At 72.7% G+C, this 14,350-nt stretch carries 12 protein-coding genes; 7 read left to right on the top strand and 5 right to left on the bottom strand.

The genetic code is table 11. The features are described 5' to 3' along the window. Positions 1-150 precede the first annotated feature (150 nt). Both LZF96_RS01845 and LZF96_RS01840 read left to right on the top strand, forming a co-directional pair. On the top strand, positions 151-2,052 hold the full coding sequence (locus tag LZF96_RS01845; RefSeq protein WP_233865022.1) for a hypothetical protein: 1,902 nt from the start codon (positions 151-153) through the stop codon (positions 2,050-2,052). Between the two features lie 93 nt (positions 2,053-2,145). After that, positions 2,146-3,159 (top strand): SDR family NAD(P)-dependent oxidoreductase, encoded by a 1,014-nt coding sequence (locus LZF96_RS01840; protein WP_233865020.1) that lies wholly within the window; start codon positions 2,146-2,148, stop codon positions 3,157-3,159. Positions 3,160-3,204: 45 nt separating this feature from the next. Here LZF96_RS01840 and LZF96_RS01835 read toward each other — a convergent pair whose 3' ends face one another. Continuing rightward, on the bottom strand, positions 3,205-4,170 hold the full coding sequence (locus LZF96_RS01835) for a LysR family transcriptional regulator (RefSeq protein WP_233865018.1): 966 nt from the start codon (positions 4,168-4,170) through the stop codon (positions 3,205-3,207). A gap of 124 nt (positions 4,171-4,294) precedes the next feature. Between LZF96_RS01835 and LZF96_RS01830 the strand changes: the two genes are divergently transcribed. Together LZF96_RS01830 and LZF96_RS01825 are read left to right on the top strand one after the other, a co-directional pair. After that, on the top strand, positions 4,295-5,353 hold the full coding sequence (locus LZF96_RS01830) for a DMT family transporter (RefSeq protein ID WP_233865016.1): 1,059 nt from the start codon (positions 4,295-4,297) through the stop codon (positions 5,351-5,353). Between the two features lie 101 nt (positions 5,354-5,454). Further along, entirely contained in the window at positions 5,455-6,555 is a 1,101-nt protein-coding gene (locus tag LZF96_RS01825; protein WP_233865014.1) for a TerC family protein, read from the top strand. 186 nt (positions 6,556-6,741) lie between these two features. Here LZF96_RS01825 and LZF96_RS01820 read toward each other — a convergent pair whose 3' ends face one another. The 4 genes from LZF96_RS01820 to LZF96_RS01805 form a co-directional block, all read right to left on the bottom strand. Continuing rightward, positions 6,742-7,182, bottom strand: a complete 441-nt coding sequence (locus LZF96_RS01820) for a hypothetical protein (RefSeq protein ID WP_233865012.1) — start codon at positions 7,180-7,182, stop codon at positions 6,742-6,744. Positions 7,183-7,199: 17 nt separating this feature from the next. Beyond that, positions 7,200-9,074, bottom strand: coding sequence for a cytochrome c oxidase subunit I (gene ctaD / locus LZF96_RS01815; RefSeq protein WP_374203065.1), 1,875 nt, complete (start codon positions 9,072-9,074; stop codon positions 7,200-7,202). A 288-nt stretch (positions 9,075-9,362) separates the two neighbouring features. Next, a complete protein-coding gene (locus LZF96_RS01810) occupies positions 9,363-9,902 on the bottom strand; it encodes a hemerythrin domain-containing protein (RefSeq protein WP_233865221.1) in 540 nt (179 codons plus the stop codon). A gap of 286 nt (positions 9,903-10,188) precedes the next feature. Continuing rightward, on the bottom strand, positions 10,189-11,391 hold the full coding sequence (locus tag LZF96_RS01805; protein ID WP_233865010.1) for a hypothetical protein: 1,203 nt from the start codon (positions 11,389-11,391) through the stop codon (positions 10,189-10,191). A 206-nt stretch (positions 11,392-11,597) separates the two neighbouring features. Between LZF96_RS01805 and LZF96_RS01800 the strand changes: the two genes are divergently transcribed. The 3 genes from LZF96_RS01800 to LZF96_RS01790 all read left to right on the top strand — a co-directional run bounded on the left by LZF96_RS01800 (position 11,598) and on the right by LZF96_RS01790 (position 14,154). After that, positions 11,598-12,695, top strand: a complete 1,098-nt coding sequence (locus LZF96_RS01800; RefSeq protein WP_267940324.1) for a phosphotransferase family protein — start codon at positions 11,598-11,600, stop codon at positions 12,693-12,695. A 134-nt stretch (positions 12,696-12,829) separates the two neighbouring features. Beyond that, complete coding sequence (locus LZF96_RS01795; RefSeq protein WP_233865217.1) at positions 12,830-13,711, top strand: ADP-ribosylglycohydrolase family protein; 882 nt, start codon at positions 12,830-12,832, stop codon at positions 13,709-13,711. Between the two features lie 218 nt (positions 13,712-13,929). Then, on the top strand, positions 13,930-14,154 hold the full coding sequence (locus LZF96_RS01790) for a hypothetical protein (RefSeq protein ID WP_233865008.1): 225 nt from the start codon (positions 13,930-13,932) through the stop codon (positions 14,152-14,154). Positions 14,155-14,350 lie beyond the last annotated feature (196 nt).

Raw genomic sequence — 14,350 nt, 5'->3', positions numbered from 1 at the left:
CCACACCTTCCACCGTGACCCACGTCGTACACCGTACGGCAATCCGGATTCGAGTGGCGTGGTTTCGATGGCCGGGGTTCCGGGGCACGGCGGGGCGGTTTCCGGCCATCGGGCCGGGCGCGGCCACGGTCGGGGCGCCATAATGCGGCGGTGAGCGAGCCCCTGCCCCCGCCGTCGGCGGAGCGCGTACCCGCCGGGGCGCGCCCCTGGCGCACCGATGACGTCAACCGGTGGATCACCGCCGGCCCCGCCGCGTGGGCCCACCCGCTGTGGTCCTGCCTCGCCCTGGTCGCCACGGGAGTGTGGGCGATCATGGCCACCCCCGACCCTCTCTGCACCCCCGCCGACCCCTGTGGCCCCGACTGGTGGGGGATGTTCCTCGCCTGTTCGGCACTGCTGGGCGTGTACTGGGTGTGGCGACGACCAACCCTCGCGTTGATCCTGGTGGCGCCGGTCACCATCCTCCAACTCACCTCTCCCGCCGCCCTGGCCACCGCCCCGGGTCCCGCCCGACTCGGTGTCACGGCCGCCGTGGTGTTCACCGCGCTCGCACTGTGGGAACGGCTGGCCGCCCGGGGTCGGCAGCGGGAGGTGATCGAGCGCGCGGCCGGACCGGAGCGTCACCCGTTGCCCGCCTCGGCGGTGATGTTCCCGCGGGGTCGGACCACCCTGGTGGTGGCCGGCACGCTGTTGGCCGTCACGGGCCTCTGCCTGTGGCAGGGCCTCGCGGCCGAGACCCGGGAGAACGCCCGGGACGCCCGCGCCCAGCGGCTCACGGTTGAGGTGGTGGACCGGGGCGAGGACTCCGTCACCGTTCGGCTCCCCGACGGGGACATCCGGGTGGTGGACGCGTTCTTCCCGGCGAGTCACGAACCGGGCCGGTCCACCGCGGTGTTCGTGGACGGGGACGGGGATCGGGTGCGGTTGGTCGCCGAGCCCTATGACGCGTTCGGGTGGCAGATGCTGATGCTGCTGTTCGGCCTACCGGGGGTGGCCCTGCTGGTGAACGGGCTCGCCGCCCGGAGCCGGTGGCGTCGGATGACGGAGGGGACGGTTCCGGTCCTGCGGGTGCGCGCCGACAACCCCGGCCCCCGGGTCCGCACCCGGGTGTTCGCGGCGGACGACCCCCGGGGGCGGCGCCCCGCGCTGTCGCTGATGACGGTGCCGCCCACCGCCCGGGACCTGCCCGGCGTCGATGACGATCCGGACGGCGGGGAACCGCCCGGTTTCCGGGAGGTCGCGGAGCGGGCCACGGGGCAGGCCATGAAGGGGTCCCATGTCGTGGAGGCCGTGTTGTACGGCGCGGTCACGGAGGGGGCCGAGGCGGTGCTGGTGACGGGACCCGACGGTGTCCGCGACGGCCTGGTGGAGTGCGGGGTCACCCCGGTGCGGGCGAGGGCGCTCCTCCCCGACGCCCGGAACCCCGATGCCCGGCCCTACGGCCCCCATGGCAGTGGCCGTGCCCTGAAGCGTCGGCGGCGTGATCTCCTCGCCCGTGGAGCGGGTGAGGAGATGGCGGAACGGGCGGTGGGCGAGCCTTTGGTGGCGCTTCCCTCGCTCTTCCGTCGAATGGTGGCGTTCTCCCTGGTGGCGCTTGGAGGACACATAGCGGGGGTGACACTTTCGGAGGTCGTGCAGTGGCGGTCGGTTGTTCCCCTCTTCGGCGTTCTGTCGTTGTTCTTCTTCGCCTCCTCCGCCCTGTGGCGGGTGACTGTGGAACGTCGGGGATTGTGGGTGACCCGGCTGTGGAGCACGTCGTTGATCCCGTGGGAGGACATCCGGATGGTTCGCCATTGGGACGCCGACACGCTCCGGGTGGTCGACTCGAAGGGCAGGGAACTTCTGCTACCGGTTGGTGGGGCCGTGGAGGAGCGGGTGCTGCGTCGGGTGGCCGGGGTACGGGAGCGGACCCGGGCGGTGGAGGCGATGTGGCGCCGACCCGAACTGCGGCCGGTGCGGGAGGCCGATGTCGGTTGGCGGGGAATGCCGATGGGGCCGGTGGTGGTGCTTCTCGGCGTGGTGGTGGGTGTGGTGGGCGCGATGTGGTGGTGACGTCGGGCATTCCGGGGGCTGTTGTCCGCCCTTTGCCCTCCCCGCCCGCGTGTCTTGCGGTGGAGCGCGCTCCGGCCCCTACCGTCGGTTGACATGACGACAACACCCGGAACATCGGACACGGCCGGAACCGTCCGGAGGCAGGAGCCGATCGGCTCGGGGTTCGGCGCCCGCAGCACGGCGGAGGAGGTACTGCGCGGCATCGACGTGGTCGGCCGGACCGCGATCGTCACCGGCGGTTACTCGGGGATCGGTCTGGAGACGACGCGGGCCCTGGCGGACGCCGGGATGCGCGTCGTGGTGCCGGCCCGTCGCCCGGAGGAGGCCCGGGAGGCGGTGGCGGGCCTCGGGGATCGGGGCGCCGGCGGCACGGTGGAGGTGGCGGGGATGGACCTCGCCGACCTCGATGACGTGACGGCCTTCGCCGAGGGGTTCGTGGACTCGGGGCGCCGGGTGGACGCGGTGATCAACGGTGCCGGGGTCATGGCCTGTCCCGGGGGGGGGGGGGGGCGGGGGTGGGAGCGGCAGTTCGCCGTCAACCACCTCGGGCACTTCGTGCTGGTGAACCGTCTGCGGGCGGCCTTCTCGGAGGACGGGACCCGGGTGGTCTCGGTCTCCTCGGCGGCGCACCACCGTTCGCCGGTCCGCTGGGACGACCCGTGGTTCGAGGACGGTTACGACAAGTGGGAGGCCTACGGGCAGTCCAAGACGGCCAACGTGCTGTTCGCCGTCCACCTCGACGCCCTCGCCCGGGACGCCGGGGTGCGGGCGTTCTCGCTGCACCCGGGCGCGATCCTCACCCCGCTCCAACGGCACCTGCCGCACGAGGAGATGGTGGTGGCCGGGTGGATCGACGAGGAGGGCCGGGGGATCAACCCCGCCTTCAAGACGCCCGAGCAGGGCGCGGCCACCCAGGTGTGGGCGGCGACCTCGCCGCACCTGGCGGACCTCGGCGGGCTGTACTGCGAGGACTGCGACGTCGCGGTGCCCGCCGACCGGGCCGAGCCCCCGGCGGCCGGGGTCGCGGACCACGCGGTGGACCCGGGGCAGGCCGAGCGACTGTGGGCCTTCTCCGCGGAGTTGACGGGCGTGGACGCCTTCCGCTGAGCGGCGGTCACCCGGGCCGCGCCCCGGCCCGGGTGACCGGTGGGGTCACCCGGCTTCGACCGTCGTCGTGGCCGGTTCCCCGACGCCTCCACCGGCATCCGGCTCCGTGCCCGGCACGCCGGCCGCCGCCTCCGCGCGCAGGGCGGCGAGCAGCGAACGCAGCGCCGGGTGTTCACCGTCGGAGTCGCGGACGACGGCCGAGATGGCGCGCACCGGCTCCGGTCCCCGCACCGGCCGCACGACCACCCCCGGGTGCCGATGGCGCAGGGCCAGGAGCGGCATGACGGCGGGGCCGAGCCCGGCGGCGACGAAGCCCTGCGCGGTGGCGTGGTCCTCGGCCCTCACGGCGAGGTCGGGGCGGAAGCCGGCCGTGGCGCAGGCGTCGAGGATCGGGTCCAGACAGGGGCCGGGGGGTTCGGCGCACACCCACGGCTCGTCGGCCAGATCGGCCGGGGAGACGGTGGGTTCGCGGGCCCGGGGGTGGTCGACCGGCAGGACCACCCGGTAGGGATCGCGCCGCAGGAGCACGACCCGGGTCCCCGGCCGGGGTGGGACGTGCTCGGGGCGCACGGTCAGGACGAGGTCGGCCGCGCCGGTGTCGAGGGCGGCGGTCGGATCGGTGGGGTCGGCCGGTTCGGGGACGACCCGCATCCGTGGATGGTCGCGCCGCATCCGCAGCAGCGCCGGGACCACCAACGTGGTCCCGGCACTCGCGAAGTGATGGAGGGTCAACCGTCCGGTGCGCCCGGCACGCAGGTCGGCGAGGGCCTCGGCGGCCTCGAGAACGCGTTCCTCCACCGCCACGGCGTGCTCGGCGAGGAGGCGCCCGGCGGCGGTGGGCCGCACGCCCCGGCCGATCCGTTCCAACAGGCGGGAGCCGGCCTCCCGTTCCAGCGCCGCGATTTGTTGGCTGACGGCGGAGGGGGTGTACCCCAGTTCGGTCGCGGCGGCGGTGATCGAACCGGTGGCGACCACCGTCCGCAGCGTTCGCAGGCGCCGCACGTCCATCATGCAGCTCAGCTTAACGATGACAGTGAAACTTTTCGCTGGTGCTGTCGGGTTGTCCTCGACATCGTGGAGGGACGCGGTCGGGATCGGGTGTCGGGCCGTGCCACGAGGGCGAAGGGGGACGGCCATGGGCGGCGACGACGGAGGAGCGCCCCCCGGGCCGGGCACGTCGCGTTCCGGTGTGGCGCGGGTGGGGGTACTCGCGCTGTTGTGGGGGTCCACCTTCCTGTGGATCGACCTCGCACTGACCGACCTCACCCCCGGTTGGATCACCCTGCTGCGGTGCGCGCTGGGGGCGGGGGTGCTGCTGGTGTGGTGCCGGCGTGCCGGGTCGCGGCTCCCCCGCGGCCGGGGGAGGTGGGGGGCGATCGCGGTGGCGGCGGCACTGTGCAACACGCTGCCGTTCCTGCTGCTCGCCCGGGGGCAGCAGGAGGTGGACTCCGGGGTCGCCGGGGTGCTGAACGCCACCACCCCGCTGTGGTCCCTGCTCCTCGCGCTGCTGGTGGGAACGGAGCGACGACCGGGACCCGTGCGGGTGGGCGGAGTGGTGCTGGGGTTAACGGGGGTGGCGCTGATCCTCGCGCCGTGGCGGGGCGGCGGAACGTCGTTGCCCGGAGCCCTCGCGGTGCTCGGCGCGGCGCTGTCCTACGCCCTGGCCTTCGTGTACATGAGCCGTCGACTGGTGGGCCGGGGGGTGCCGGTACCGGCGTTGGCCGCCGCCCAACTCCTGGCCGCCACGGTCGCGGCGGTGCCCCTCGCGCTGCTCACGGGGGAGGGGTGGCGCGGCCCGACCGGGGGCGGGGGAGGTGGTGTCGGGGCGACGGCGCTGCTCGCCGTGCTCGTCCTCGGCACGGCGTGCACCGCCGTCACCTTCCTGTTGACCTATCGGATCATCGCCCGGGAGGGGGCCACGGACGCGGCGGCGGTGGGGTATCTCCTGCCGGTGGTGGCGGTGCTGCTGGGGGCCTCGGTGCTGGGTGAGGAGATCGGACCACGGATGGTGCTCGGCACCGCGGTGGTGCTGCTCGCCGTGGCGATGATCCGTCACCGTTCGCGTCCCGCGCGGACGGTGGGTCCCCCGGACGCCTCCCCGGGAAGCCCTTCGGCGGGTACCGGCCGTAAAGGGGGCGTTTATCGGACCTTCCCTCGACGCCCGGGGAGGAATGCCCCGACGATGAGCGGGTAGCGACGGAACGACGGGCGCCGTCCGGGCGGCCGGGGGGCCTTGTGGCGTGACGATCCGCCACCCGTGCCGGACGACGACGGAAGAGAGGACGACCGCTTCCGATGGAGGAACTCTCCTTCGCCGTGCCCTTGTGGGTCTGGGTGGCCGTGAGCGCGGCCATCGCCGTGATGTTGGCCATCGACCTCTTCATGCACCGTGACAACCACGTCATCGAGTTCCGCGAGGCCCTGATCTGGAGTGGTGTCTGGATCGCGGTCGGTCTCGCCTTCGGCCTGGTGTTGTGGGCGTGGCAGGGCGGCGAGGTCGCGGGCACCTACTACGCGGGGTATCTGCTGGAGAAGGCGTTGTCGGTGGACAACATCTTCGTCTTCGCGCTGATCTTCACCTTCTTCGCCGTGCCCGCCGGCTACCAGCACAAGGTGCTGTTCTGGGGCGTGGTGGGGGCCCTGGTGGCGCGGTTCGTTTTCATCTTCCTCGGCGCGGAACTGCTGAACGCCTTCTTCTGGACCGCCTACCTGCTGGGCGGCTTCCTGGTGTGGACGGCGTGGAAGATGCTCGTCTCCAAGGACGAGGAGGTGCACCCGGAGCGCAACCCGGTGGTCCGGCTGGTCCGGCGGATCATCCCCACCGATCCCCGGTACCACGGTGCCCGGTTCTTCGTCCGACTGAACGGGCGCCGGACGGCGACCCTGCTGTTCGTCGTCCTCATCGCGGTCGAGGCCAGCGACCTGGTCTTCGCGGTCGACTCGGTGGGCGCGGTGCTGGCGATCACCACCCACACCTTCCTGGTGTGGACGGCCAACGCCTTCGCCATCCTGGGCCTGCGCAGTCTGTACTTCTGTCTGGCCGGGCTGCTGCGGCGTTTCGAGTACCTGCACTACGGGCTGTCGGTGGTGCTGGCGTTCGCCGGGGTGAAGCTGATCCTCTCCGAGACCCCGGTGGGCAAGCTGCCCATCCCGCTGACGCTCGGGGTCATCGTCGTCGCCCTCGGGATCTCCATTGTCTGGTCCCTGCTGGCCACCCGGGGGCGGGGCGGGAGTCCGGACGCCGGGGACGGGCAGGGCGCCGCCGGCGCCCCGGCGGATGACACGGCGAACGACTCCGGGTCCGATGGGAAGGGGCTGCGCACCGCCGACGGTTCCGGGGACCCGGAGGGGCCCGCCGGGCTGAGCGCGCCCGGGCCCCGCACCCCACCGGGCTGAGGACGACTCCCGGAAGCCCGCGCCCGACGGGGTCACCGTGTCCCCGGGGATGACGCGCCCGACGCACGTGCCCCGTACGGCGGGACGTGTGCGCAACCGCCCCGCGCATCGGCTGTCGGCCGGTGCGCGGGGCGGCCGTGTGGAGGGGGCCGCCGGGAACCCCGGTCGGCGCGGCTCCGGGCGTGGTCAGGAGGTGGGCGCGGTCGTTTCCGGGGCGACGCACGCCTCCGGCGCGCACACCGTCACCGATCCCGTCCGGGCCGACCCGGAACCCCGGGAGTCGACGGTGCCCCGGTGGCCGGCCGGACAGGCGGAGAGGGTGAGCCCGCCGAGCACGACGGCGAGCGCCGCGCACACCACCCGCCGACGCAACTGCCGGTACCGGGTGGTGTACTCCGCCCGCAGCTCGTGGCAGCGCTCGGTGACGGCCCGCAGGGTGCGCCGGGTCAGTGCCATGCGCTCCTCGGCGTAAAGCCGGATCAGTTCCTCTCGCCGCTCCCCGGTGAGCCAGGGCATCCGGTCTGCCAGGGCCTCCCCCTCGACGCGGGCGGTCCGCAGTTCGGACTGGACGAGGAGGTAGCCCTCCAGTTGGTTGATTCCCGAGGCGATGTCGCGGTCGTCCGGCACGGTGATCCCCCGTGTGATCAGGGCCGCTCGCGGCCGGATTCGTCGCTGCGGTGGGACCCGCCGGACCCGCCGGACCCGCCGGACCCGCCGGACCCGCCGGACCCGCCGGACCCGCCGGACCCGCCGGACCCGCGGGGCCGGTCGGCGCGCCCCGACCCGGCGACGTCCTCCGGGTCCTCGGGGGCACCGGGTCGGTCGAACAGCGCCTCGTCGGTGTCCACGGCGTCCCGGCCGCCCGCCAGGTGTTCCTCGCCGAGCGCGGAGACCTGCGGGTGGTGCAGGTCGAAGGCGGGGGATTCGGAGCGGATCCGCGGGAGGGTGACGAAGTTGTGCCGGGGCGGCGGGCAGGAGGTCGCCCACTCCAGGGACCGACCGTAGCCCCAGGGGTCGTCCACGGTGATGCGCGGCGCGTAGCGGGCGGTTTTCCACACGTTGTAGATGAACGGCAGGGTGGACAGGCCCAGCAGGAACGACCCGATGCTGGAGAAGGTGTTCAGGCCCGTGAAGCCGTCCGCGGCCAGGTAGTCCACGTACCGGCGGGGCATGCCCTCCGCGCCCAGCCAGTGCTGGACCAGGAAGGTGGAGTGGAAGCCGATGAACAGCGTCCAGAAGTGGATCTTCCCCAGGGTCTCGTCGAGCATGGTTCCGGTGAACTTCGGCCACCAGAAGTGGAACCCGGCGAACATCGCGAACACCACCGTGCCGAAGACCACGTAGTGGAAGTGGGCGACGACGAAGTAGGAGTCCGAGGCCTGGAAGTCCAGCGGCGGCGAGGCCAGGATGACGCCGCTCAGGCCACCGAAGAGGAAGGTGACCAGGAAGCCGACCGCCCAGAGCATCGGTGTTTCGAAACTGAGCGAGCCGCGCCACATGGTGCCGATCCAGTTGAAGAACTTCACACCGGTCGGAACCGCGATGAGGAACGACATGAACGAGAAGAACGGCAGCAACACCGCGCCGGTCACGTACATGTGGTGCGCCCACACCGTCACCGACAGGCCGGCGATGGCGATGGTCGCCGCCACCAGACCCACGTAACCGAAGATCGGCTTGCGGCTGAAGACCGGGATGACCTCGGACACGATGCCGAAGAACGGCAGCGCGATGATGTACACCTCGGGGTGGCCGAAGAACCAGAACAGGTGCTGCCACAGGATCGGACCGCCGTTGGCGGGGGAGAAGACCTGCGAGCCGAGGACCCGGTCGGAGGCCAGCGCGAACAGGGCGGCGGCCAGGACGGGGAAGGCGAGGATCACCAGCACGCTGGTGAGCAGGATGTTCCAGGTGAAGATCGGCATCCGGAACATCGTCATGCCCGGCGCGCGCATGCAGATGATCGTGGTGATGAAGTTGACCGCGCCCAGGATGGTGCCGAAACCACTCAGGGCCAGACCCATCACCCACATGTCGGCGCCGACCCCGGGTGAGTGCACCTCCGTGGACAGGGGGGTGTAGGCGAACCAACCGAAGCTCGGGCCGCCCTGCGGGGTGATCAGGGAGCCCACGACGATGAGGCCGCCGAAGAAGAACAGCCAGTAGGAGAGGGCGTTCAGTCGGGGGAACGCCACGTCGGGGGAGCCGATCTGCAACGGCATGATGGCGTTGGCGAAGCCCGCGAAGAGCGGGGTCGCGAAGAGCAGCAGCATCACCGTGCCGTGCATGGTGAACATCTGGTTGTACTGCTCGTTGGAGAGGATCTGGTTTCCGGGGCGGGCCAGTTCCGCCCGGATCAACAGCGCCATCACGCCGCCGATCACGAAGAAGCCGAAGGCGCTGACCATGTAGAGCGAACCGATTTTCTTGTGATCGGTGGTGGTCAGCCAGGCGACGGCGAGCGCACCCACCGATTTCGGTTTCGGTTCGTCGATGATGGTGGTGCGTTCGGATGACATCACCATGGACTTCTCTTCTCTGTTCGTGAGGGGAGCGAACGTGTCGCCCTTTCGCGCTCTCCGATGGTGTAGCACCGGGATTCCGTGAAGAGCGGGAATTCACCCGGATGGGCGTGTTGAGAAGTCCTCGTGAAGGCGTGCGCGGGGTGTGGAGTGGCGTTTTTTCATAGGAATTTCATCATGAAAAACAGCGATACTCGGAAAAGAGGGAGAGGGGCGCCGTCCTCCGGGCCGGCACCCCTCTCCCCGGTTCCCTCCTCCCCGCTCGCACGGGCCCGGGACGGTCGGTCAGCCGTCCCGGCCCATCGCCCGGCGGACCGCGTCCCTGGTGCGGTCCGTCACGGCGGCCATCGGCCCCACCGCGAGGTTCCCCGCCGCCGACTCCACTCCCGGGTGCGGGCGGGTGGGGGCGGTCGCCTCGGCGGCCCGGACCTCCTTGGCCAGCCGGATCAGCTCCCTCGACTCCGCCGAACGCCGCAGATGCGTGAACTCGTACCGCTCCTCGGCGCGGGCGTGTTCCATCACCGCCATCCGCAGTCGCAGCAGCCCGGGCAGGAACTCGTCGTCCTCCGGATCCATCCCGTCCAGACGGGAGAGGGCCTCCTTGGACTCCCGTTCCTCCTCCAGGCGATCCGCCACGATCCGCTCGCCGCCCTCGACCGAACGCCGCACGTACGGGTGGACCACCTCCTCCTCGGCCGTCTCGTGGACCGCCAGCAGACGCACCAGCCGGCGGAAGGCGTCCCGGCGTCCGTCACCATTCGTCCGCTCGACCTCGTCGAAGAGGTTGCGGATGTCCCCGTGCTGCCGCGTCAGGAGCGCCACCACGTCGTCCTCGGCGAAGGCGCTGCCGGACTCGGCCCGACGGGAGTCGCGCTCGTCGAGTGGCGACCCACCGCCGCCACCGGCGGCGTCGACACGATCGTCGGGGGCACGGTTGGCAGCGGCGCGGTCATTCGGGGCACGGTCGTCCGGGGTGTCCCCGTGATCCCCGGTGGGGCGTGCGTTCACGACGGTCCTCCTGTCGGGGGATGTCCCGGCGGGCCGGGAGGGGCGGGCGGAACAGCGGGGGCGCGGGAGGGGCGGACGGGAGCGGAGGGGAACCCCGGGCCGGTCATCGCCCCTCCCGCAGCGCCGCCACCGGGTGCTCGCCCTCGGTCTCCAGCCGGTACTGCCGGCCGAACATCTCCTCGTGCTCGTCGATGACCCGGTCGCTGGGGGGCGCGACCTCGCCGTTGAGCTTCTCCTGCATCCGTTCGAACCGCTCATGGGCGTCCCGCACGTATCCGGCGCCCAGCGTGGTCAGGTCGAGTTCGTCGGCGATCAGGTCGCGCACGTACCCCTTGTTCGGCTCGAAGGTGATGACGTTCGGCAGTTCCGGGGCCAGCACCTCGGCCGGCTCCCGTCCGTCGTGCCGCCGCATCAGCTCGCAGGCGATCCGCAGGTGCTCCAGCTCCATGTTCAGGTGCAGCTCCCAGATCGCCCGGATCCGGGGGTCGGGCTCCTGCTCCATGAAGGAGTGGTAGAGGTAGCACTCGTTGTACTCGTGGTGCACCAACTGCTCCCACCACGACTCGCCCGGGTCCACCAGTGACTCGTAGTGCGTGACGTGCTCCTCCTCGATCAGCCCGATCTCCTGGTAGAGCTGCCGCGCGATCGGCTCCATGTACGTCGGACCGACGTTCATGTAGAAGTTCATGGTCTGCTGCTCGGTCGACATGATCGTCAGCGCGTGCAGACGGGAGAGCGGATCGACGCCGGTGCGGTCGTAGGGGTCGCGCACGTTGTCGGCGGGGTGGCGGTGCTGCTGCCGGGTGGGCCGTCCCGGCATGACCTCGGTGAGACCGTCGACGATCGCCTCGGCCTTGCGGTGCTCGATGATCTCGTAGAGGTTCGCGTACCGGTACAGGTGGTCGAAGTCCTCCAACACCCCGAACCGGTAAGCCTGTCGGAGATAGGGGTCCGGCTCCATCCGAGCCACCCAGGCCGTCAGGTCCACCGCCACCTGCTCGTAGGCGATGGTGGTCTCCAGCACCGAGGAGACGCCGGGCAGCAGCCAGTTGACCGCCTTCTGCTGCTGGGCCTCGACGTACCGCACCTCGGCGAGTCGCCGCTTGACGTCGGGATCGGGGCAGTGGCGCGCCATGTGGTGGCTGAACATGATCGCCTCCACCTCGACGCCGTTCATCGCGATGACCCGGCAGCGGGTGTAGGGGTCGCAGTGGTCGGGATCGAAGGGGGTGACGTCGAGCTCGCGCCAGTTGCGGATCTGACGGTCCAGGGGGATGCCCTGCTGCTCGAGGGGGTTGAACGGCATGACTGCTTCCTGCTCTCCGTGGGGGAAGGGGCGGGCTCGGGGCCCCGTCGGGTCTCCGTGGGCGGATCCGTCGGGCGGAATCCGCCCACGGGTACCCCCACGAGGCCGTTCCTCCCGCGGATATCCGGGATTTCCATCCCATGGCCGAAAAAAGGGGGGCGGGAAAGGGCACGGGGAACGGTGCGACCGGCCGATAGGGTCGGGACATGGACACGGTGGAGTGGTCGGCGGGACGCGAACGGACGGCGCGATGGGTCGCCCGGAACCTGCCTCCCGACACCCGGGTCGTCGGCGCCCGTGGCCTGCGCGGTGGCTGGACCTCCGAGATGTGGCACCTGGAGACGGTCGGTCCGGAAGGCGCGCGCGGCGGGGTGGTGCTGCGTTCCCTCGTACGGGAGTTCTTCCGCGCGCACGCCCCCGGCCTGCTGGGACGCGAGGCCCGGGTCCTGGAACTGCTCGCCCCCGGGCCGGTTCCGGCGGCCCGTCTCCTGGCCGTCGACCCGACCGGCGAACACACCGACCACCCCTCCCTGCTGATGACCCTGCTGCCCGGTGGGCTGCGTCTCGGCGCGCCCGCCGGCGAGGAGCCGGAGAGCGCGGTGGACCGCCGGGTGCGGCTACTGGCCCGGCAGCTCGCCGACATCCACCGTTTCGAGCCGGCCCCCGCCGACCGCCCCCGTGCCTGGCAGGCGTGGACCGCCGCCGACCGGGTGCGGGTCCCCGCCGACACGACCCGCCCGGGGTTGTGGCGGCGGGCGGTGGAGCTGATCCGACGGGAGCAACCGGACCCCGCCACGTACCGGCCGTGCTTCCTGCACCGCGACTACCACCCCGGCAACGTGCTGTTCTCCGACTCGCCGGACGGTCGACCGGGCGGGGAGCGGATCACCGGTGTCGTCGACTGGGTGGAGACCTCCACCGGGCCCGCCGACCTCGATGTGGCGCACTGCTCGACCTCCCTGGCCCTGCTGCACGGCCCCGACACCGCGCTCGGCTTCGCCGAGCACTACCTCCGCGAGGGCGGCCGTGACCTCGCGGCGGACCCCGCCGACCGGCTGTACTGGCACCTGCTCGACGCCCTGGCCTTCGCCCCCGACGCGGAGAAGGTCGCCACGGTGTGGCGCGGTGCCGGTCGCCCCGACCTGACCCCGGAGCGGGCCGCCGCCCGTCTGGAGGAGTGGCTCGCGGCCCTCCTGGAGCGTTTCGATCGGCCCCCGACGCGCCGGCCCGGTGGCGGTACGGACGAGCACCGCGGCGGGGAAACCACGGGAACAGGGGACGCGAAGGAAAGGGTGGGAACGTGACGGACATCGGGGCGGGCACCGGCGCCGGGGCGGAGGGCGGCGCGGAGGGCGGCGCGGAGGGCGACCCCGCCGGCGGGCGGGACGGCGGGGTACCGGCCGGTCCGGCCGGTCCGGTCGCGCGGGCCCTCGAAAGTCTGGAGGGCCTGGCGTTGGGGGACTCCTTCGGCGAGCGCTGGTTCCACACCTTCCGGCCCCGGGAGCGGGCCGCGGCCGAGATCGCCCGGCGGGAGTCGCCCGTCGAGTCACCCTGGCGCTGGACCGACGACACCGCGATGGCGGCGAGCGTGCTGCGGGTCCTGCACGAGCACGGCGAGGTGCGTCCCGACCGGCTGGCCGAACTCTTCGCCGGGACCTTCGCGGCGGACGCCCATCGCGGGTACGGGTCCGGGATGCACCTCCTGCTGCCGGAACTCGCGGTCGACCCCACCGCCTGGCCCACCGCGTCCCGCCGGTTGTTCGGCGGCGAGGGCAGTCTGGGCAACGGCGCCGCGATGCGAGTGGCGCCCCTCGGCGCCTGGTACGCCGGCGACCCGTCGGCCGCCGCCGCTGCGGCCGTGCTCTCCGCCCGGGTCACCCACGCCCACCCCGAGGGGGTGGCGGGCGCGGTGGCGGTGGCCGTGGCGACGGCGATCCTCGCCGGGGACGACCACGCCGCGCCCACCGGCACGGAACTGTTGACGGTGGTGGCCGGACACCTGTCGGCGGGGGAGGTCCGGGACGGACTGGTCCGCGCGGCCGACCTCCCCGGTGACGCCGGCCCGCTGCGCGCGGCGGCACTGCTGGGCAGCGGGGACCGCGTCCGGGCGGATGACACGGTGCCGTTCGCGCTGTGGTGCGCCGCGCACCGGGCCGACGATCTGACCGAGGCGCTGTGGACGACCGCCGCCGGCTTCGGTGACGTGGACACCACCTGCGCCATCGTCGGCGGGGTGGTGGCGGCCCGCACCGGAGTCGCCGGGGCGCCGCCGGAGTGGCTGGAACGCCGCGAGCCGTTGCCGCCGCCGTTCGCCCGGTAGCGGGGCGGCCGGCCGGTCGCGCGAACGCGGGAGAGCGCCGGTACCACGGGCCGGGCGTCGGCGGCGTCCGCGCCACCGCTTCCCGCCCCCGACCCGTGCGCCGTCGGGCCCACGGGGCGATCACTCCGGATGCGGGTGGTACCCGCCGGTTCTACGGTGAGGACAACGACGGGCCCCGCCCCGGGCCCGGGGGACCGGCGAACAGAGAGGCACAGCGGATGAGCACATCGGACGAGCCCTCGCGCGGGACCGAGCGCAACGAGCCTCTCGACGAGAACCGTCCCACGCCCGACCGACTCCTGCACACGGGAGGCGAACGGCCCGTGGACCCGGAGGACCTGGTCCGCCTGACCGGCAGGGAACCCACCCCCGAACGACTGGAGAGGGCGCGGAGGAAGCTGGAGGAGGAGGGGCCGGCGGCCGTGGAGCGGCTGCTGCCCTGACCCCGACCGGCGGGCGCCCGGGGCGTCCGCCGGCGCGATGCGGTCCCCGTCGCCGGAGCGACGGTAGGGGACGCCGGGGCCGAACCGCAGCACCTCGCCGGGGCCCTCCGCCCCGGATGGTTCCGACGGGGTGCCCGCGCCCCTCGCGGACCGGGGTTCCGGGGCGGTGCCGATGCCGGGATCGGTGTCGGGGGGT

The organism is Streptomyces sp. ST2-7A, from assembly GCF_021390475.1.
Lineage (GTDB): Bacteria > Actinomycetota > Actinomycetes > Streptomycetales > Streptomycetaceae > Streptomyces.
Note: the sequence above shows the minus strand (reverse complement) of the source record. Positions and strands in the feature narration are given on the sequence as shown.